The 18,026-nt window shown below is 63.0% G+C and carries 18 protein-coding genes and 1 pseudogene; 12 read left to right on the forward strand and 7 right to left on the reverse strand.

Translation table 11 applies throughout. The features are described from left to right. Window positions 1-5: 5 nt before the first annotated feature. The 4 genes and pseudogenes from lipA to F624_RS0117650 all read right to left on the reverse strand — a co-directional run. Window positions 6-995 carry a lipoyl synthase gene (gene lipA / locus F624_RS0117640; RefSeq protein WP_019575659.1) on the reverse strand — a complete coding sequence of 330 codons (990 nt, stop codon included), beginning with the start codon at window positions 993-995 and terminating at the stop codon, window positions 6-8. A gap of 4 nt (window positions 996-999) precedes the next feature. Next, on the reverse strand, window positions 1,000-1,668 hold the full coding sequence (gene lipB, locus F624_RS0117645) for a lipoyl(octanoyl) transferase LipB (RefSeq protein ID WP_019575660.1): 669 nt from the start codon (window positions 1,666-1,668) through the stop codon (window positions 1,000-1,002). Between the two features lie 6 nt (window positions 1,669-1,674). Next, window positions 1,675-1,923, reverse strand: a complete 249-nt coding sequence (locus F624_RS35875; RefSeq protein WP_281170943.1) for a YbeD family protein — start codon at window positions 1,921-1,923, stop codon at window positions 1,675-1,677. A gap of 69 nt (window positions 1,924-1,992) precedes the next feature. Next, window positions 1,993-2,850, reverse strand: a pseudogene (locus F624_RS0117650) (D-amino acid aminotransferase); the annotation flags it as partial. Window positions 2,851-3,049: 199 nt separating this feature from the next. Here F624_RS0117650 and F624_RS0117655 point away from each other — a divergent pair. The 12 genes from F624_RS0117655 to F624_RS0117710 all read left to right on the forward strand — a co-directional run bounded on the left by F624_RS0117655 (window position 3,050) and on the right by F624_RS0117710 (window position 12,461). Next, window positions 3,050-3,523 (forward strand): ATP synthase subunit I, encoded by a 474-nt coding sequence (locus tag F624_RS0117655; protein WP_019575662.1) that lies wholly within the window; start codon window positions 3,050-3,052, stop codon window positions 3,521-3,523. A gap of 36 nt (window positions 3,524-3,559) precedes the next feature. Next, complete coding sequence (atpB, locus tag F624_RS0117660) at window positions 3,560-4,438, forward strand: F0F1 ATP synthase subunit A (protein ID WP_031255417.1); 879 nt, start codon at window positions 3,560-3,562, stop codon at window positions 4,436-4,438. Window positions 4,439-4,513: 75 nt separating this feature from the next. Continuing rightward, window positions 4,514-4,783 (forward strand): F0F1 ATP synthase subunit C, encoded by a 270-nt coding sequence (atpE, locus tag F624_RS0117665; protein ID WP_007847749.1) that lies wholly within the window; start codon window positions 4,514-4,516, stop codon window positions 4,781-4,783. A 34-nt stretch (window positions 4,784-4,817) separates the two neighbouring features. Then, window positions 4,818-5,288 (forward strand): F0F1 ATP synthase subunit B, encoded by a 471-nt coding sequence (locus F624_RS0117670; protein WP_019575664.1) that lies wholly within the window; start codon window positions 4,818-4,820, stop codon window positions 5,286-5,288. Window positions 5,289-5,297: 9 nt separating this feature from the next. Continuing rightward, window positions 5,298-5,840: a F0F1 ATP synthase subunit delta gene (locus F624_RS0117675; protein ID WP_019575665.1), complete on the forward strand. Its 543-nt coding sequence runs from the start codon at window positions 5,298-5,300 to the stop codon at window positions 5,838-5,840. 45 nt (window positions 5,841-5,885) lie between these two features. Continuing rightward, on the forward strand, window positions 5,886-7,439 hold the full coding sequence (atpA, locus tag F624_RS0117680; RefSeq protein ID WP_019575666.1) for a F0F1 ATP synthase subunit alpha: 1,554 nt from the start codon (window positions 5,886-5,888) through the stop codon (window positions 7,437-7,439). Between the two features lie 40 nt (window positions 7,440-7,479). Further along, entirely contained in the window at window positions 7,480-8,346 is an 867-nt protein-coding gene (gene atpG / locus F624_RS0117685; RefSeq protein WP_019575667.1) for a F0F1 ATP synthase subunit gamma, read from the forward strand. 41 nt (window positions 8,347-8,387) lie between these two features. Then, entirely contained in the window at window positions 8,388-9,791 is a 1,404-nt protein-coding gene (gene atpD / locus F624_RS0117690; protein ID WP_027476183.1) for a F0F1 ATP synthase subunit beta, read from the forward strand. Between the two features lie 75 nt (window positions 9,792-9,866). Next, on the forward strand, window positions 9,867-10,283 hold the full coding sequence (locus F624_RS0117695) for a F0F1 ATP synthase subunit epsilon (protein WP_027476182.1): 417 nt from the start codon (window positions 9,867-9,869) through the stop codon (window positions 10,281-10,283). Between the two features lie 166 nt (window positions 10,284-10,449). After that, window positions 10,450-10,899 carry a YybH family protein gene (locus F624_RS0117700; RefSeq protein ID WP_031255418.1) on the forward strand — a complete coding sequence of 150 codons (450 nt, stop codon included), beginning with the start codon at window positions 10,450-10,452 and terminating at the stop codon, window positions 10,897-10,899. Window positions 10,900-10,924: 25 nt separating this feature from the next. Continuing rightward, window positions 10,925-11,905: a YheT family hydrolase gene (locus tag F624_RS0117705; protein WP_084679558.1), complete on the forward strand. Its 981-nt coding sequence runs from the start codon at window positions 10,925-10,927 to the stop codon at window positions 11,903-11,905. A gap of 13 nt (window positions 11,906-11,918) precedes the next feature. After that, window positions 11,919-12,461, forward strand: coding sequence for a DUF2946 family protein (locus tag F624_RS0117710; RefSeq protein WP_019575672.1), 543 nt, complete (start codon window positions 11,919-11,921; stop codon window positions 12,459-12,461). Window positions 12,462-12,556: 95 nt separating this feature from the next. On the opposite strand, the gene F624_RS0117715 is transcribed toward F624_RS0117710, so the two are convergent. From F624_RS0117715 to F624_RS0117725, 3 genes are all read right to left on the reverse strand, one after another. Further along, window positions 12,557-13,069: a c-type cytochrome gene (locus tag F624_RS0117715; RefSeq protein ID WP_019575673.1), complete on the reverse strand. Its 513-nt coding sequence runs from the start codon at window positions 13,067-13,069 to the stop codon at window positions 12,557-12,559. Between the two features lie 360 nt (window positions 13,070-13,429). After that, window positions 13,430-14,887: an efflux transporter outer membrane subunit gene (locus tag F624_RS0117720; protein ID WP_084679553.1), complete on the reverse strand. Its 1,458-nt coding sequence runs from the start codon at window positions 14,885-14,887 to the stop codon at window positions 13,430-13,432. Continuing rightward, on the reverse strand, window positions 14,880-18,020 hold the full coding sequence (locus F624_RS0117725; protein WP_019575675.1) for an efflux RND transporter permease subunit: 3,141 nt from the start codon (window positions 18,018-18,020) through the stop codon (window positions 14,880-14,882). Before F624_RS0117725 ends, F624_RS0117720 begins: the two co-directional genes overlap by 8 nt. Window positions 18,021-18,026 lie beyond the last annotated feature (6 nt).

Below are 18,026 nucleotides of genomic sequence, written 5' to 3' on the forward strand. Positions count from 1 at the left end.
GTGGCTCAGGCCTTGGATTCGAGCACGTGCCCGGCTTGCTGGTCTGCGTGGTAGCTGGACCGGACCATGGCCCCCACGGCCGCATGGCTGAAGCCCATCTTGTAGGCTTCGGTCTCGAACATCTTGAAGGTGTCCGGGTGCACGTAGCGGCGCACCGGAAGGTGGCTGTTCGTCGGCGCCAGGTACTGGCCGATGGTGAGCATGTCGATGCCGTGTTCGCGCATGTCGCGCATCACCTGCAAAATTTCTTCGTCGGTCTCACCCAGGCCCACCATCAGGCCGCTCTTGGTGGGCACGTTCGGGTGCAGGGCCTTGAACTTCTTCAGCAGGTTCAGGCTGAAGGCGTAATCCGAGCCCGGGCGGGCCTCTTTGTACAGGCGCGGCACGGTCTCCAGGTTGTGGTTCATCACATCCGGTGGTGCTGCCTTGAGGATTTCAAGCGCACGGTCGTCGCGCCCGCGGAAGTCCGGCACAAGGATCTCGATCTGGGTGGTGGGCGACAGCGCCCGGGTCTGGCGGATGCACTCCACAAAGTGACCGCTGCCCCCGTCGCGCAGATCGTCGCGGTCCACGCTGGTGATCACCACGTACTTGAGCTTCAGACGGGCAATCGTCTTGGCCAGGTTTTCGGGTTCGCTGGTGTCCAGCGGATCGGGCCGGCCATGGCCGACATCGCAGAACGGGCAACGCCGTGTGCACTTGTCGCCCATGATCATGAAGGTGGCCGTGCCCTTGCCAAAGCACTCACCGATGTTGGGGCATGAGGCCTCCTCGCACACGGTATTGAGCTTGTTTTCGCGCAGGATCTGCTTGATTTCGTAGAAGCGGGTGGTGGGCGAGCCGGCCTTGACGCGGATCCATTCCGGCTTTTTCAGCACTTCAGCCTGCTCGACCTTGACAGGGATGCGGGACAGCTTGGCCGCCGCTTTTTGCTTGGCCAGCGGGTTGTAGGCGTCTACGCCCTGTGCTTCTCGAACGACTTCGTTGGTGCTCATCTGATTACGGCGCGAGGAAGGTCTGGAGCTTCTGGCCCAGGACCGCTGCTGCGTCTTCCCAAGTGGATTGAACCCCGATTGTAGAAAGGTCCACGGTTTGCAGACCCGCATAGCCACAAGGGTTGATGCGTTGATAGGGCGACAGGTCCATCGCCACATTGAGCGCCACACCGTGGTAAGTGCAGTGACGGCTCACCTTGATCCCGAGCGCGGCGATCTTGCCCAATCCCCGGAAGGGGTCGTGCTCCGGCATGGGGCCGCTCAGGGCCGCATGGCTGAACGGGTCATCCAGGCGCACGTAGATGCCCGGCGCACCGGCCACCCGATGCCCGGTCACGCCAAAGTGGATCAAGGTGCGCAGCACCGCCTCTTCGATGCGATAGACATACTCCTTGACGTAGTAGCCCGCCCGTCTGAGGTCGATCAGTGGGTAGGCCACCACCTGCCCCGGCCCGTGAAAGGTGACCTGGCCCCCGCGGTTGGTGGCCACCACCGGGATGTCGCCCGGGGCCAGCAGGTGGCTGTCCAGGCCCGCCAGCCCCTGGGTGAATACCGGGGGGTGTTCGCACAGCCACAGCTCATCAGGCGTTTGCTCGGTGCGGCCGTCCGTGAAGACGCGCATGGCCTCCAGCGTGGGCTCGTAGGGCACATGCCCCAGGGTACGCAACTGCATGGGGCCTCAGAGCACGTACTTGGCCAGCGGGTGGGCGGTCAGGGCGCGGTACAGGTTGTCCAGCTGCTCGCGGCTGGTGGCCGTCACCGTCAGGGTCACGCTGAGGTACTTGCCGCCCGAACTGTCGCGCAGCTGAACGTTCGTCACCTCAAAGCTGGGGTCGTGCTCGGTGGCGATGGCCGTCATGGTCTCCACAAACCCTTCCACCTTCGGGCCCATCACCTTGATCGGAAACAGGCTGGGAAATTCGATCAGCGATTCTTGTGCAGGAGGGGGCGTGACCGCTGCCGTTGGCGCTGTGTTGCTGACCGGCGCGGGCGCGCCTTGCTTGGCGCGTTGGTAGCCGGCATAGAGCTGGGCATACACCGGCCCGGGGTGACCGCTGCCCACCGCTTGGCCGTCAAGGCGTGACACGGGCAGAACCTCCTTGGTGGCGGACGACAGCAGCACCTCGTCGGCATGGCGCAATTCGGCCTCGCTGATGCGGCGCAATTCAAAGGGGATGCCGGCTTCTTTGCACAGCGTTTCGATCAGGCCGTAACGGATGCCTTCCAGCACCAGGCCGTCGCGTGGGGCGCCCAGTACCCGTCCGTCCTTCACCACCCACACATTGCTGGAGGAGGCCTCGGTGAGGTAACCGTCTCGTAACAGGATGGTCTCCGTGGCACCGGCTTCGACGCTGATCTGGCGGGCCAGCACGGCGCTGAGCAGGCTGGTGCTTTTGATGTGCCCCTTCTTCCAGCGGAAATCTTCGGCCGTGACGCAGGCCACGCCTTGCTCGCGGGCGCTTGCGGACTGGGACTTCAAGGGGTTGATCATGGCAAACACCGTGGGGGTGATGCCTTGGGGCATGGCGTGATCGCGCGGGGCCACGCCTCGGGACACCTGGATGTAGACGGTCTCCTCGCCCGTGGCCTTGGCGGCATTGCGCTCGATCAGTGTGTCTGCAATCTGGCGCCACTGCTCGGGTGTGTGGGGGTTGGCAATCTGCACCTCGGCCAGCGAGCGGGTCAGCCGGGCCAGGTGTTCATTGAAGCGGAACAGGCGGCCCTGGTAGACCGGGATGACCTCGTAGATGCCATCGCCAAAAATGAAGCCCCGATCAAGCACGCTGATGCGGGCATCTTGGAGGGCGGTATAGTCGCCGTTGAGGTAGCAGAGGGTGTCGGGTAGTGCTTGCATGGTCAAATTATCCCCGCTGGCCTGGGTGCCGTGCTGACGTGCCTTGCCAAGCCCGTCCATTCGCTCATTCCAAGTCAAAACACCTTTGACCTAGGGCCTTTCCCGAGTGGAGTGCTTTACAAGCGTTGACGTTGCGGGTTTTTACTTATAATCAATGGCTTTGCTGAAATTCAGGCGTGTAACCCTGGCGTAACCAAGAATGAACACAATCGCGCCAGTTCCTGAAGATGAGGCGGAAGAGTCTGATTTCAAGCCGCTGACTGCCGAAGAGGCGCAGCAGCTTCGTGCAAGAATTGCGCCCGTTTCCTTGGTGCGTGTTCTGGTGGTTCAGGCTCTGGTCGGGTGTCTGGTGGCCATGGCCGCCTGGGGCCTGACAGGGCGGCCAGCAGCCGGTTGGACTGCTGCCTACGGTGCGATGGCGGTGGTGATTCCTGCCGCACTGTTCGCCCGAGGGGTGCGCAAGCACATGTCGTCTGGCAATCCGGGTACTGCGGTCACCGGGTTGTTTGGGTGGGAGCTCGTGAAGATCGTGCTGACGGTGGCCTTGCTGGCTGCTGCGCCTTGGGTGTTGCCCGAGGTGGTTTGGCTGGCTTTGCTGGCCGGCATGGTTGTCACGCTGAAAATGTACTGGCTTGCACTGTGGGTGCAGACCAGGTCTGTTAAACCGACTTGATTCTTCGTTTGAAGAGTCAAAAGAAAGAGTTGAAAGATGAGCGCAGCAGAACACGGTCCGACAGCAAGTGAGTACATCGTTCACCACTTGCAGCATCTGCAGAACGTCCAGCAGAAGGCTATTGTTGATTTTTCGGTCATCAACTTTGACTCGTTGGTCGTCGCCGGTCTGCTGGGTGTCGTGGCACTGGTCTTGCTCTGGACCGCTGCACGCAAGGCCACTTCGGGTGTGCCTGGCCGCTTCCAGGCCGCTGTGGAAATTTTGGTTGAAATGGTCGACAACCAGGCCAAGGCCAACATCCACAGTGCCGAAAGCCGCAAGTTCATCGCTCCCCTGGGCCTGACTGTGTTCGTCTGGATCTTCCTGATGAACTTCATGGACATGCTGCCTGTCGATTTGCTGCCCGCACTCTGGGGCAAGGCCTACGAAGCCAATGGCGGTGAAGCCCATCACGCATTCCTGCGCGTCGTTCCGACCGCTGACCTCTCCACCACCCTGGGCCTGGCTTTTGCCGTCCTGCTGCTGCGCTTCTGGTACAGCATCAAGATCAAGGGCGCCGGCGGCTGGGCTCACGAACTGGTGTCTGCTCCTTTCGGCACCAGCAAGAATCCTATCTTTGCCCTGGTTCTGGGCGTGATCAACCTCTTGATGCAAATCATCGAATACGTCGCCAACACCGTGTCCCACGGCATGCGACTGTTCGGCAACATGTACGCTGGCGAACTGGTGTTCATGTTGATCGCCTTGATGGGTGGCGCCGCTGCGCTGTCGCTCTCTGGTGTTCTGCTGCCTGTCGGCCACATCATCGCCGGCACCATCTGGACGCTGTTCCACATCCTCGTGATCACGCTGCAAGCCTTCATTTTCATGATGCTCGCACTGATCTACCTGGGTCAGGCGCACAACGCCCACTAAGCGCTCACCAGGCGCCCTCTGATTTCGTTTCGTTTTTTCTTTCCTCAACCATCCGTTTCTTAATTAGGAGTCATCATGGAAAACATTCTCGGTCTCGTCGCTCTGGCTTGTGGTCTGATCGTTGGTCTGGGCGCTATCGGCGCTTCTATCGGCATCGCCCTGATGGGTGGCAAGTTCCTCGAATCGTCGGCTCGCCAACCTGAGCTGATCAACGAACTGCAAACCAAGATGTTCATCTTGGCCGGTCTGATCGACGCCGCCTTCCTGATCGGTGTGGCTATCGCTCTGCTGTTCGCCTTCGCCAACCCGTTTGCTTCGACCTTCTTGGCCAACCTGCCCAAGTAATTCCCGTTCAACGCCACTCTAGAAAGGTGTTGCCGTGAGTATCAATGCGACCCTGTTCATTCAGGCCATCGTATTCCTGATCTTGGTGTGGTTCACGATGAAATTCGTGTGGCCCCCGATCGCGAAAGCGCTGGATGAACGTGCCCAGAAAATCGCCGATGGTCTCGCTGCTGCCGACCGTGCCAAAACCGAACTCGCCGCTGCTGACCAGCGCGTGAAGAAGGAATTGGCCGCCGCCAGCACCGAAACTGCATCGCGTCTGGCTGATGCCGAGCGTCGTGCTCAGGCCATCATCGACGAGGCCAAGGCCCGTGCCACCGAAGAAGGCAACAAGATCGTTGCCGCTGCCAAGGCTGAGGCCGAGCAGCAATCGGTCAAGGCCCGCGAGGCCCTGCGTGAGCAGGTCGCCGTGCTGGCCGTCAAGGGTGCCGAGCAAATCCTGCGCAAGGAAGTCGATGCCGGCGTTCACGCCGATCTGCTGAATCGCCTGAAGACTGAGCTGTAAGGAGCAACCATGGCTGAACTCGCCACCATTGCCCGTCCTTACGCCGAGGCCTTGTTCAAGGCCAGCACCTCGACCGCCGGCGTTGACCTCAACGCCACGGCCGGCTGGCTGGACGAGCTGGCTGCGATTGCAGCCGACGCCCAGCTCAAGCAGTTTGCCGAGAGCCCGAAGGTCAGTGCCCAGCAGGTCTTTGACCTGGTGGCCGGCCTGACCAAGTACGTTCTGCCCGATCAGGGCAAGAACTTCCTGCGCACGGTGATCGACAACGGTCGTCTGCAGGCGCTGCCCGAAGTCGCTGCCCAGTTCCGCAAGCTGGTCAATGCCCAGAGCGGTTCGTCGGATGCCGTTGTGTACAGCGCATTCCCGATCGATGGTGCTGCCCTGGCAGACCTCGCCGCCTCGCTCGAAAAGCGTTTTGGCCGCAAGCTCAACCTGACCGTCGAAACCGACAGCACCTTGATTGGTGGTGTCCGCGTGGCAGTGGGTGACGAAGTGCTCGACACCTCGGTCAAAGCGCGCCTCGAACAAATGAAAGCGGCCCTGGCCGCGTAACCGCGGCCTTGTGCCTCGGCTAAACAAAGAAAGAAGGAAAGAGTCATGCAACTCAATCCCGCAGAAATTTCTGAATTGATCAAGAGCCGCATCGAAGGGCTGGCTGGCAGCGCTGACATCCGCAACCAGGGCACCGTGGTGTCCGTGACCGACGGTATCGTTCGCGTGCATGGCCTGTCTGACGTGATGCAGGGCGAAATGCTCGAATTCCCGGCCAATGCTGAAGGCGTGCCTTCGTATGGCCTGGCCCTGAACCTGGAGCGCGACTCTGTCGGCGCCGTGATTCTGGGCGAGTACGAGCACATCTCTGAAGGCGACACCGTGAAGTGCACGGGCCGCATTCTGGAAGTGCCCGTCGGCCCCGAACTGATTGGCCGCGTGGTGAACGCCCTGGGCCAGCCTATCGACGGCAAGGGTCCGATCAACGCCAAGATGACCGACGTGATCGAAAAGGTGGCACCTGGTGTGATCGCCCGTGAATCCGTGGGTCAGCCGCTGCAAACCGGTCTGAAGTCCATCGACTCGATGGTGCCCGTGGGCCGTGGTCAGCGCGAGCTGATCATTGGTGACCGCCAGACCGGCAAGACCGCTGTGGCCATCGACGCCATCATCAACCAGAAGGGCCAAGGCGTCACCTGCGTGTACGTCGCGATTGGTCAGAAGGCTTCGTCCATCAAGAACGTCGTGCGCTCCCTCGAGCAAGCTGGCGCCATGGACTACACCATCGTGGTGGCTGCCTCGGCTTCTGAATCGGCTGCCATGCAGTACGTGTCGGCCTACTCGGGCTGCACCATGGGCGAATATTTCCGCGACCGCGGTGAAGACGCGCTGATCGTTTATGACGATCTGTCGAAGCAAGCTGTGGCTTACCGTCAGGTTTCGCTGCTGCTGCGCCGCCCCCCAGGCCGTGAAGCTTTCCCTGGCGACGTGTTCTATCTCCACAGCCGTCTGCTCGAACGCGCCGCTCGCGTGAACGCCGACTACGTGGAAGCCTTCACCAAGGGCGAAGTCAAGGGCAAGACCGGTTCGCTGACCGCTCTCCCCGTGATTGAAACCCAAGCCGGTGACGTGTCTGCCTTCGTTCCGACCAACGTGATCTCGATCACCGACGGCCAGATCTTCCTGGAAACCAGCCTGTTCAACGCCGGTATCCGCCCCGCCATCAACGCCGGTATTTCGGTGTCGCGCGTCGGTGGTGCTGCCCAGACCAAGCTGATCAAGAACCTGTCCGGTGGTATCCGTACCGACTTGGCCCAGTACCGTGAACTGGCTGCCTTCGCGCAGTTCGCTTCCGACCTGGACGAAGCCACCCGCAAGCAGCTCGATCGCGGTGCCCGCGTGACCGAATTGCTCAAGCAGGCTCAGTACAGCCCGCTGTCCATCTCGCTGATGGGTGCCACGCTGTTCGCGGTCAACAAGGGTTTCCTGGATGACATCGACGTCAAGAAGGTTCTGGCCTTCGAACACGGCCTGCATCAGTTCCTGAAGACCAGCCATGCCGCCCTGCTCGCCAAGCTCGAGAAGGACAAGGCCATGGACAAGGACGCCGAAGCTGAAATGACCGCCGCCATTGGTGCGTTCAAGAAGTCGTTTGCTTAAGTAGCTCTCCAAGCACCCAACAAACGCTTTAGGAGCACATATGGCAGCAGGCAAGGAAATACGCGGCAAGATCAAATCGGTGGAGAACACCAAGAAGATCACCAAGGCCATGGAAATGGTGGCCGCATCCAAGATGCGCAAGGCGCAGGACCGGATGCGTGCTGCCCGTCCTTACAGCGAAAAGATCCGCAACGTTGCCGCCAACCTGGGTCAGGCCAACCCCGAGTACACGCATGCGTTCATGAAGACGAACGATGCGAAGACCGCCGGGGTGATCGTGGTCACGACCGACAAGGGCTTGTGCGGTGGCATGAACACCAACGTGTTGCGTGCCGTGACGACCAAGCTGCGCGAACTGCAAGGTGCAGGCGTGTCGGTCGAGGCCGTCGCTATCGGTAACAAGGGTCTGGGTTTCCTGAACCGTGTCGGCGCGAAAGTGGTTTCGCACGTCACGGGTCTGGGCGATACCCCGCATCTGGACAAGTTGATCGGCCCCGTGAAGGTGCTCTTGGACGCATACGCAGAAGGTCGCATCAATGCGGTCTACCTGGGTTACACCAAGTTCATCAACACCATGAAGCAAGAGTCGGTGCTGGAGCAGTTGCTGCCCCTGTCTGCCGACCAGATGCAGGCCGAGAAGACCGAACATGGCTGGGACTACATCTACGAGCCCGATGCTCAGGCCGTCATCGACGATCTGCTGGTTCGCTACGTTGAATCCCTGATCTACCAGGCCGTGGCAGAAAACATGGCATCCGAACAGTCGGCGCGCATGGTGGCCATGAAGGCCGCGACCGACAACGCGGGCAGTGTCATCGGCGAATTGAAGCTGGTCTACAACAAGACCCGTCAGGCAGCGATCACGAAAGAACTTTCGGAAATCGTCTCCGGCGCGGCTGCGGTTTGACCCTCGTCGTCGTCACGGTTTAAAAATTTTTGGAGCAAAAAATGGCTCAAGTTCAAGGAAAAATTGTTCAGTGTATTGGCGCTGTGGTTGACGTGGAGTTTCCGCGTGACCAGATGCCCAAGATCTACGACGCTCTGAAGCTCGAAGGATCCACACTGACCCTGGAAGTTCAGCAGCAGCTGGGCGACGGCGTGGTGCGTACCATTGCGCTGGGTTCGTCCGACGGCCTGCGGCGTGGCCTGATCGTGTCCAACACCCACGCACCCATCACGGTGCCCGTGGGCAAGGCCACCCTGGGTCGCATCATGGACGTGCTGGGCGCGCCCATCGACGAACGCGGTCCTGTCAGCCAAGAGCTGACCGCCTCGATCCACCGCAAGGCCCCGGCTTATGACGAGCTGTCGCCTTCGCAGGAACTGCTGGAAACCGGCATCAAGGTGATCGACTTGGTCTGCCCGTTCGCCAAGGGCGGCAAGGTGGGTCTGTTCGGTGGCGCCGGTGTGGGCAAGACCGTGAACATGATGGAACTCATCAACAACATCGCCAAGGCTCACTCGGGTCTGTCGGTGTTCGCTGGTGTGGGTGAGCGTACTCGCGAAGGGAACGACTTCTATCACGAAATGGCCGATTCCGGCGTGGTGAACCTGGAGAACCTCGGCGAGTCCAAGGTGGCCATGGTTTACGGCCAGATGAACGAGCCCCCGGGCAACCGTCTGCGCGTGGCCCTGACCGGTCTGACCATCGCTGAATCGTTCCGCGACGAAGGTCGTGACGTGCTGTTCTTCGTGGACAACATCTACCGCTACACGCTGGCCGGTACCGAAGTGTCCGCTCTGCTGGGCCGCATGCCTTCCGCCGTGGGCTACCAGCCGACGCTGGCCGAAGAAATGGGCCGTCTGCAAGAGCGTATCACCTCGACCAAGGTGGGCTCGATCACCTCCATCCAGGCCGTTTACGTGCCTGCCGATGACTTGACCGACCCGTCGCCTGCCACCACCTTCGCCCACTTGGATTCCACTGTGGTGCTGAGCCGTGACATTGCTGCCCTGGGTATCTACCCCGCTGTGGATCCGCTCGATTCGACCAGCCGCCAGCTGGACCCGAACGTGGTGGGTGAAGACCACTACAACACGGCCCGTGCCGTGCAGGGTACCCTGCAGCGCTACAAGGAACTGCGCGACATCATCGCGATTCTGGGCATGGACGAACTGGCACCGGAAGACAAGCTGGTGGTGGCCCGTGCTCGTAAGATCCAACGTTTCCTGTCGCAGCCTTTCCACGTGGCCGAAGTGTTCACCGGCTCGCCCGGCAAGTACGTGCCCCTGTCTGAAACCATCCGTGGTTTCAAGATGATCGTGGCCGGCGAGTGCGACCACCTGCCCGAGCAGGCCTTCTACATGGTTGGCACCATCGACGAAGCCTTCGAAAAGGCCAAGAAGATCTAAGGCCTTCTGTCATCGGAGGGGCTGGCTTGAAAAAGCCACTCTCCGGTGCAGTCAAGCCTCCAGAAAAGGATTGCCATGGCAACCATTCATGTTGACGTTGTGAGTGCCGAAGAGTCGATCTTCTCGGGCGAAGCCAAATTTGTGGCCTTGCCTGGTGAAGCTGGCGAACTCGGTATTCTGCCGGGCCACACGCCCCTCATCACCCGTATCAAACCCGGCTCGGTGCGCATCGAGACGGCTGACGGCGGTGAAGAATTCGTGTTCGTGGCCGGTGGCATTCTTGAAGTGCAGCCGAACTGCGTGACCGTTCTGTCCGACACCGCCATCCGCGGCAAGGATCTCGACGAAGAAAAGGCCAACCAGGCCCGCGCAGCGGCCGAAGAGGCCATCAAGAACGCCAAGAGCGACATCGACTTGGCCCGTGCCCAGTCCGAGTTGGCCGTCATGGCTGCTCAGATTGCCGCACTGCGCAAGTTCCGCCAAAAGCGCTGAAGCGCCCCGGCTTTCGCCCATGCCCTGGTGCATGGCGCGGACTCCGCATCAACCCCGTGCCCTCAACTGCACGGGGTTTTGTTTTTGGGGCTACCCCCTGATGGGGCGCCTCGACCGGGCAAAGCACGGCAGAATAAAGACCCCCAGCGACACCCCACCCATCGCCATGCCCAAAGCCAAACTTCAGGCCATCACCGTAGGCGGCTCTGCCGCTGAAGTCGAAGTGGCGTTTTACGACGCCTTGCAAAAAGGGGATGTCGCTCAGTTGATGGCGTGCTGGGCCGATGAGGACGACATCGTCTGCGTGCATCCAGGCGGGGCCCGGCTGATTGGTGCCGGAGCCATCCGCGCCGCTTTTGAAGCCTTGCTGTCGCATGGGGCCGTGCCCGTTCACCTGGAGCATGTGCAATGCGTGGAGGCCCTGGCCAGCTCGGTTCACAGCGTGATCGAACGCATTGAAATCGACACCCCGGCCGGCCGGCACGAGGCCTGGGTGATCGCCACCAACGTCTATCACAAGACCGCTCAGGGATGGCGCATGGTGGCCCACCACGCCAGCCCCGGCACGCCGCACAAGCCCTTGCCATTGACGGATGGCCCGGCCGTCCTGCATTGAGGGAAAGCGCACCCAAACCGTGTTGATGAATTACGTCGCTCCCGCCTGGGTGCCTGGCGGCAACCTGCAAACCATCTGGCCGGCGCTCTTTTCCCGCCGCGTCTTCGGTCACCCGCCCCGCTACCGGCGGGAGCGTTGGGACACGCCGGATGCCGACTTCATCGACGTCGATTTCCTGCAGACATCCCCCGTTCAGGAGGCCACGGCTACCACCCCCATGCTGGTGTTGTTCCATGGTCTGGAAGGATCCTCCCAAAGCCACTATGCCGAGGCATTCGCCGATTACGCCCGTGAGCAAGGCTGGGCCTATGCCGTGCCCCATTTCAGAGGTTGCAGCGGCGAGATCAACCGGGCGCCTCGGGCCTACCATTCGGGTGACCATGAAGAGATCGGCTGGGTGCTGTCGGGCTTGAAAATGGCGCACGCTGGGCCTCTGATCGCAGTAGGCATCTCGCTCGGGGGCAATGCCTTGCTGCGCTGGGCCGAGGAGGCCGGCCACACGGCGGCCCGGGTGGTGCGGGGCGTGGCGGCGGTCTGCTCGCCGATCGATCTCGCCGCAGGTGGGTGGGCCATCGGGCGGGGCTTCAACCGGCTGGTGTATACGCGCATGTTCCTCAACACCATGAAGCCCAAGGCCATGCAGAAGCTGTCGCAGTACCCGGGCCTGTTCGACCCACAGGCCCTGGCCAGCGCGCGTGACCTGTATGAGTTCGACAATGTGTTCACCGCCCCGCTGCATGGGTTTCGCAGCACCGAAGACTATTGGGCTCGAGCGTCGGCCAAACCCCATCTGGCGAGCATCCGTGTGCCCGCTCTGGTGGTCAATGCCCGCAACGATCCTTTCGTGCCGGCCTGGTGCCTGCCGAGCCAGGCCGAGGTGGGCGAGCAGGTCACCCTGTGGCAACCGGCTCATGGGGGCCATGTCGGTTTCCCGCATGGGCGATTGCCAGGCCATGTACGGGGCATGCCGGAGGCCGTCGGAGGCTGGCTGGCCACCCACATCTGAAACAGGACACGCGATGGATGACATTGTTCGACAGGCCATGGCCAAGTGGCCCAACGTGCCCGACTGCTATGGCTGGCTGGGCCTGGACGCACGCGGCCAGTGGTACATGCGAGACGATCGGGCCCAGGCCCTGGGCAACTTCGCAAGTGGCCAGCCCGGGGCTCGAGGTTCGGTGTTGCGACACGACAAACTCATTGACTTCATCCAGCGCAACTACGAGCCCGATGCCCAGGGCTGCTGGTATTTCCAGAACGGCCCTCAACGGGTCTATGTCGAGCTCGAAGCCACCCCTTGGGTCTGGCGCATCGACGACGCCTTGAAGGTCAGCAGCCATACCGGCCGAGAGGCACAAGTCAAACACTGTCTGCTCGACGAGCAGGGCCGGGTCTACCTGGAAACCGACCTGGGCTTCGGCCTGGTGCACACCCTCGATGTGGGCCATGTCGCCCAAGCCGTGGAGACGGGCTTGTGGACTCCGTTGGAGGTGGCCTTTGAGAGCCTGCCCGCGCGCTTCGGCTATGTCTTGAGCCCGGCCGCCCACAGTGCGGTGCCCTGAGCACGGCAGCCGAGGCAGAAACGAAAAAGCCGGTCCATGAGACCGGCTTTTCAGCGGGCAGCCCAGGGGGCTGTATAGAGAGACCTTAAGAGGCCTTACTTGGCTTCTTCAGCGGCAGGTGCCTTGGGCTCGGGGAAGTTGGCGCCACCGTTGTTGGCCATGTAAGCCACGCCGCGTGCCACTTCAACATCGGTGAAATCACCACCGCCCTGGGCACCCATGGCTCCCTTGCCCTTCAGGGCCGAGGTCACCAGCGATTCGAAGCCGGTCTTGATGCGCGGGGCCCAGGCCGCAGCATCGCCGAACTTGGGCGAACCGGCGGCGCCGGTGGCATGGCAGGCCGAGCACTGGGCCTTGAACACTTCTTCGCCAGAGCGCAGAGGGCGGTTGGCATCACGGATGTCCACTGCGCCCACTTTTTGAATGCGCTCGGCCAGAGCACGCTCTTCATTGCCGGAACCCACTGCCGGCTTGTTGCCCGAGGTGACATAAGCGACCAGACCGATGATCAAAAACACCGGGATGACAAACGAAAAAATAACCGCCACCAGCAGTTGCTTGGGGTTCTTGATCGGGCCGGTGTGTGCGTCTTCGTGGATGTCGCTCATGGCGTCCTCAATGTTGTGGTAAGGCTGGGAACTAAACTTTTGATTATAGCGACGGGTCACCCTGGCCAGACCAGGGGCTTGTCCTGAGGGTGTTGTGTGCGAGCCAAGCCATTCGCCCGTTCCGGGCAGGTCTCCGTGCGGCGGCCGTGGAGGTCATGCGCCCGTCACATCCACCGTTTACGCTCCAGGCGTGGACCTGATGGATTCGGCCTGCTACCGCCCTGGGGCGATGGCGCTGCCGGTCCTTCGGTTGAATGAGGGGGGGCGCCACCCGCGCACTGGCGCGGGCTCGGGTGCTCCATTGCGACGGGATGGCGCCGAAAGGTGCCGTCCCGTTTTTTTTGATCTCAGCCCGCATGCTCATGCGGGATTCGATGCGTCACGGCCGGCGCGCCAATGCCCACCGAGCACCTGGTAGATCGACACCTGGTTCTGCAGCCGATTGAGTTGGGCCTGCACGCGCTGTTGCTTCAGGTTCAGCCAGTTGCGCTCGCTGGCCAGCCAGTCGAGCCGGCTGCTCACGCCCATCTCCAGGCTGCGTTGGGCCAGACGCAACTGGGCCTGGCCTGCGGCAGTCTGGCGCTCGCTGGCATCGAGCTGTTGCACTGCCGCCTCGCGCTCAGCCAGGGCGTCTGCCACTTCACGGAAGGCCGTCTGGATGGTCTTTTCGTACTGGGCGGTGGCGATGTCGCGCCCCAGCTTGGCGGCCTCCACCTGGGCCTGGTTCTGCCCGGCATCGAGCAACGGCAGGCTCGCCTGGGGCGTCAGCGTGAAGCCCTGGGAGCCGCTCTTGAACAGCCCCGACAGTTGCGGGCTCAGGCTGCTGACCCCGGCGGTCAGGCTGATGCGGGGAAACAGGGCGGCCCGGGCTGCGCCCACGTTGGCGTTGGCCGCGATCAGTGCCTGTTCGGCCTGGGCGATGTCGGGCCGGCGCAGCAGCAGTTCCGAGGGCAGGCCCGGCGCCAGGTCGGCCCAGGGCGCCACATCCAGCGTGCTGGCGTCCACGCTGTCGTGCAAGGGCACCGCGTTGGGCAGGCCCAACAGCAGTTGCAGCGCGTTTTCATCGCGTTGGCGTTGCAGCTCTCCCTGGGCTGCTGCGGCGCGTGCCGCCTGGGTCTGGCTCTCGGCCTGCAGCAGGCTCTGCTGTGCCAGGGTTCCCCGGGCCACGGCCCGTCGCGTCAGCTGCAGCGTGGCTTCCAGGTTGAGCAAGGTCTCGCGCAGCAAGGCCAGCTGGGCCTCATCGGCCAGCAGGGTCAGCCAGCCCGTGGCCACGCTGGTGATCAGGCTCAGACGGGCGCTGTCATAGGCCTGGGCACTGCCCAGGTACTGGGCCAGGGCCTGCTCCTTCAAGCTCGCCACCCGCCCGAAGAAGTCCAGCTCGAAGGCGGTCACGGTCAGGCCGACCGAGTATGTGTTGGCTTGCACCGTGCCCGCTGCCGTCGCGACGGGCCCGCGTGACCCGCCTGCCACGCCGTTCAAGGCGGGCCATTGGCTGGCGCGGCTGATCTGGAACTGGGTCCGGGCCTGCTCGACCCGGAGTGCCGTTGCCCGCAGGTCGCGGTTGTTCCCCAAGGCTTGTTCAATCAGGGGCTTGAGCCGCGCATCGTTGAAATAGTCGGCCCAATCGCCGGTGCGGATGGGCTCTGCAGGGCCCGTGCCCGCACCCGTGCCCGGCCATCGGGCCGGCAAGGGCAAGGCGGGGCGCTGGTAGTCGGGCAACTGGCTGCACGCGGCCAGCAACCAGGGCAAGGCCAGCAGATGCAGCCGCGTGCGCGCCACAGAGCCCGCTGGGCCGGAGCGATTCAAGGGCTCAGTCATGCGTGACTCCAGAGGATGGGTTGGCCGCCGACGGGGCAGGCCGTGGTTTGAACAGCGTGCGCACCACCACGAAGAAGAGCGGCACAAAAAACACCGCCAGGGTGGTGCCGACCAGGATGCCACCCAGCACCCCTGTGCCGATGGCGCGTTGGCTGGCGGCACTGGCGCCGTTCGCAATGGCCAAGGGCAGCACCCCCAGCCCAAAGGCCAGCGAGGTCATGATGATGGGGCGAAAGCGCAGGCGCACGGCCTCCAGCGTGGCTTCGAGCAGGCCCTTGCCAGCTGCCTGGGTGTCCTTGGCGTACTCCACGATCATGATGGCGTTCTTGGCCGACAGACCGATGATGGTGATCAGGCCCACCTGAAAGTAGACGTCGTTCGAATAGGCGCGCAGCAGCGTGGCCAACACCACCCCCAGCAAGCCCAAGGGGACCACCAGGATCACCGACAACGGAATCGTCCAGCTTTCATACAGGGCGGCCAGGCACAGAAACACCGACAGCAGGGCAAAGCCATACAGCACCGTCGACTGCGACCCGGCCAGGCTCTCTTGCAGCGACTGGCCTGTCCATTCGTAGCCAAAGCCCTCCGGCAACTCGCCCGCCAGGCGCTCCATCTCGGCCATGGCTTCCCCGCTGCTGTGGCCCGGGGCCGCACTGCCGCTGAAGCGCACGGCGTCGTAGCCGTTGTAGCGCACGGCCTGCATGGGGCCGTTTTGCCAGTGTGTGCTGGCAAAGGTGGACAAAGGTACCAGCGCGCCCGTGTTGCTGGGCACCTGGAACTGAAGCAGGTCTTCACCCTGCATGCGGTGCGCGGCGTCAGCTTGCACCACCACGCGCTGCATGCGGGCCTGGCTTGGGAAGTCGTTCACATAGCTGCTGCCCAGCAGGGCCGACAAGGCGGTGTTGATGGCTGAAAAGCTCACGCCCTGGGCCTGGGCCTTGTCACGGTCGATCTGCAGGTGCAATTGAGGCGCGTCGTCCAGCCCGTCCACCCGAACCTGCGACAACAGCGGGCTTTTGGCCGCCGCCGCCTGCAATTGGGCCCGTGCCGCCATCAAGGCCTCGTGTCCCTTGCCGCTGCGGTCCTGCAGCCGGAAGGTGAAGCCTGTGGAGTTGCCCAGCTCCGGAATCGGCGCCGGGTTCAGGGGCAGGATGAAGGCGTCGCGGATCTGCATCAGGGCCCCGAAGGCCCGCCCCACCACGGCCTGGGCCGAATGCTCGGGGCCCTTGCGCTCAGACCAGTCCTTGAGCGTCACAAAGGCCAGGCCGGCGTTCTGTCCGCTGCCCGAAAAGCTGTAGCCCAACACGCTCACCATGCTCTTCACCTCCGGTTGTGCGAGCACGTAGCGCTCCACATCCTGCATCACCTCCAGCGTGCGGTTTTGCGACGCGCCCGCCGGCAGTTGGGCATTGATCAGGATGCTGCCCTGGTCCTCGTCGGGCAAAAAGGCCGTGGGCAGGCGTTCAAAAACCAGCAGTGCCGCGCCAATCAGCGCCCCATAAAGCACCAGGTACCGCGCGCTGCGCTGGAGCAGGCGCGCCACTGTGCTTTCATACCCCGAAGCGGTGCGTGAAAAGCCGCGGTTGAACCAGCCGAAGAACCCCTTGCGCTCATGCAGGGTGCCAGCAGGAATCGGCTTGAGCATCGAAGCGCACAGCGCAGGGGTCAGCGTCAGCGCCAGAAAGGCCGAGCAGGCGATTGAAGACACCATGACCACCGAGAACTGGCGGTAGATGTTGCCCACCGCACCGGCAAAAAAGGCCAGGGGCACGAACACCGAGATCAGCACCACGGTGATGCCCACGATGGCCCCCGAGATCTGGCCCATGGCCTTGCGGGTGGCTTCCATGGGCGGCAAGCCTTCGTCGGCCATGATGCGCTCCACCGCCTCGACCACCACGATGGCATCGTCCACCACGATGCCGATCACCAGCACCATCGCAAACATGGTCAGCACATTGATGGACAGGCCCATCACCAGCATCGTGGTGAAGCCCCCCAGCAGGGCCACCGGCACCACGATGGCGGGGATGATGGTGTAGCGCACGTTCTGCAGAAACAGGAACATCACCACGAACACCAGCACCAGGGCCTCGAACAAGGTCTCGGTCACCTGGCTGATGGAGATGCGCACGAAGTTGGAGGTGTCGTAGGGGATGGCCCACTTCATGCCCTTGGGAAAGTAGCGCTCCAGCTGGCCCATCTTCTGACGCACCGCGGTGGCCGTGGCCAGCGCGTTGCCGGTGCTCGACAGCTGCACCCCCAGGCCCGAGGCGGGCACGCCGTTGAGCCGCGCCGAGGTGGCGTAGCTGGAGCCCCCCAGTTCCACCCGGGCCACATCGCGCAGGCGCACGGTCGAGCCATCGGGGTTGGCGCGCAGCACGATGCGGCCAAAGTCTTCCACCGAGGCCAGTTGACCGCTCACCACCACGGTGGCCGAGATCTCCTGGGTGGGCAACTGGGGCAGGTCGCCGATCACGCCCGAGGCCACCTGCGCGTTCTGCGCCGCGATGGCTGCGTTCACGTCGGCCGGCGACAGCTTGTAGCTGACCAGCTTGGCGGGGTTCAGCCAGATGCGCATGGCGTGCTCGGCACCGAACTGCTGCACCTGCCCGACGCCGGGCAGGCGCTGGATCTCGGGCACCACGTTGCGGGCCACGTAGTCGCCGATCTCGACCGGCCCGAAGGCCGGGTCGTCCGAAGACAGCAAGGCAAACAGCAGGAAGTTGTTCGAGGCCTTGGACACCACCACCCCTTGCTGATTCACTGCCGCGGGCAGGCGTGGCGTGGCTCGGCTCAAGCGGTTTTGCACGTCCACCTGGGCCATGGCCGGGTCGGTGCCGGGCTCAAAACTCAGGGTGAGGGTGCCCGTGCCATCGGCCTGGGCCACCGACTCCATGTACATGAGGCCGGTGGCGCCGTTCATTTGCTGCTCGATCACGCTGATCACGCTGTTCTTGAGCGTTTCGGCCGACGCCCCCGGGTAGCTGGCGTTGAGCACGATGGTGGGGGGGGCCACCGTGGGGTACTGGGCAATCGGCAGTTGGGTCAGGGAGACACAGCCGAGCACGACCACGAACAACGCGATCACCCAGGCGAAGATGGGGCGGCTGATGAAGAAGTTGGACATGGCGCC

This window comes from Curvibacter lanceolatus ATCC 14669, from assembly GCF_000381265.1.
Lineage (GTDB): Bacteria > Pseudomonadota > Gammaproteobacteria > Burkholderiales > Burkholderiaceae_C > Curvibacter > Curvibacter lanceolatus.

Excerpts from the sequence above, each read along its gene's own strand:
- lipA (WP_019575659.1), bottom strand. The coding sequence starts at position 995 with ATGAGCACCAACGAAGTCGTTCGAGAAGCACAGGGCGTAGACGCCTAC.
- lipB (WP_019575660.1), bottom strand. The coding sequence starts at position 1,668 with ATGCAGTTGCGTACCCTGGGGCATGTGCCCTACGAGCCCACGCTGGAG.
- F624_RS0117655 (WP_019575662.1), top strand. The coding sequence starts at position 3,050 with ATGAACACAATCGCGCCAGTTCCTGAAGATGAGGCGGAAGAGTCTGAT.
- atpB (WP_031255417.1), top strand. The coding sequence starts at position 3,560 with ATGAGCGCAGCAGAACACGGTCCGACAGCAAGTGAGTACATCGTTCAC.
- atpE (WP_007847749.1), top strand. The coding sequence starts at position 4,514 with ATGGAAAACATTCTCGGTCTCGTCGCTCTGGCTTGTGGTCTGATCGTT.
- F624_RS0117675 (WP_019575665.1), top strand. The coding sequence starts at position 5,298 with ATGGCTGAACTCGCCACCATTGCCCGTCCTTACGCCGAGGCCTTGTTC.
- atpA (WP_019575666.1), top strand. The coding sequence starts at position 5,886 with ATGCAACTCAATCCCGCAGAAATTTCTGAATTGATCAAGAGCCGCATC.
- atpG (WP_019575667.1), top strand. The coding sequence starts at position 7,480 with ATGGCAGCAGGCAAGGAAATACGCGGCAAGATCAAATCGGTGGAGAAC.
- atpD (WP_027476183.1), top strand. The coding sequence starts at position 8,388 with ATGGCTCAAGTTCAAGGAAAAATTGTTCAGTGTATTGGCGCTGTGGTT.
- F624_RS0117695 (WP_027476182.1), top strand. The coding sequence starts at position 9,867 with ATGGCAACCATTCATGTTGACGTTGTGAGTGCCGAAGAGTCGATCTTC.
- F624_RS0117700 (WP_031255418.1), top strand. The coding sequence starts at position 10,450 with ATGCCCAAAGCCAAACTTCAGGCCATCACCGTAGGCGGCTCTGCCGCT.
- F624_RS0117705 (WP_084679558.1), top strand. The coding sequence starts at position 10,925 with ATGAATTACGTCGCTCCCGCCTGGGTGCCTGGCGGCAACCTGCAAACC.
- F624_RS0117710 (WP_019575672.1), top strand. The coding sequence starts at position 11,919 with ATGGATGACATTGTTCGACAGGCCATGGCCAAGTGGCCCAACGTGCCC.
- F624_RS0117715 (WP_019575673.1), bottom strand. The coding sequence starts at position 13,069 with ATGAGCGACATCCACGAAGACGCACACACCGGCCCGATCAAGAACCCC.
- F624_RS0117720 (WP_084679553.1), bottom strand. The coding sequence starts at position 14,887 with ATGACTGAGCCCTTGAATCGCTCCGGCCCAGCGGGCTCTGTGGCGCGC.
- F624_RS0117725 (WP_019575675.1), bottom strand. The coding sequence starts at position 18,020 with ATGTCCAACTTCTTCATCAGCCGCCCCATCTTCGCCTGGGTGATCGCG.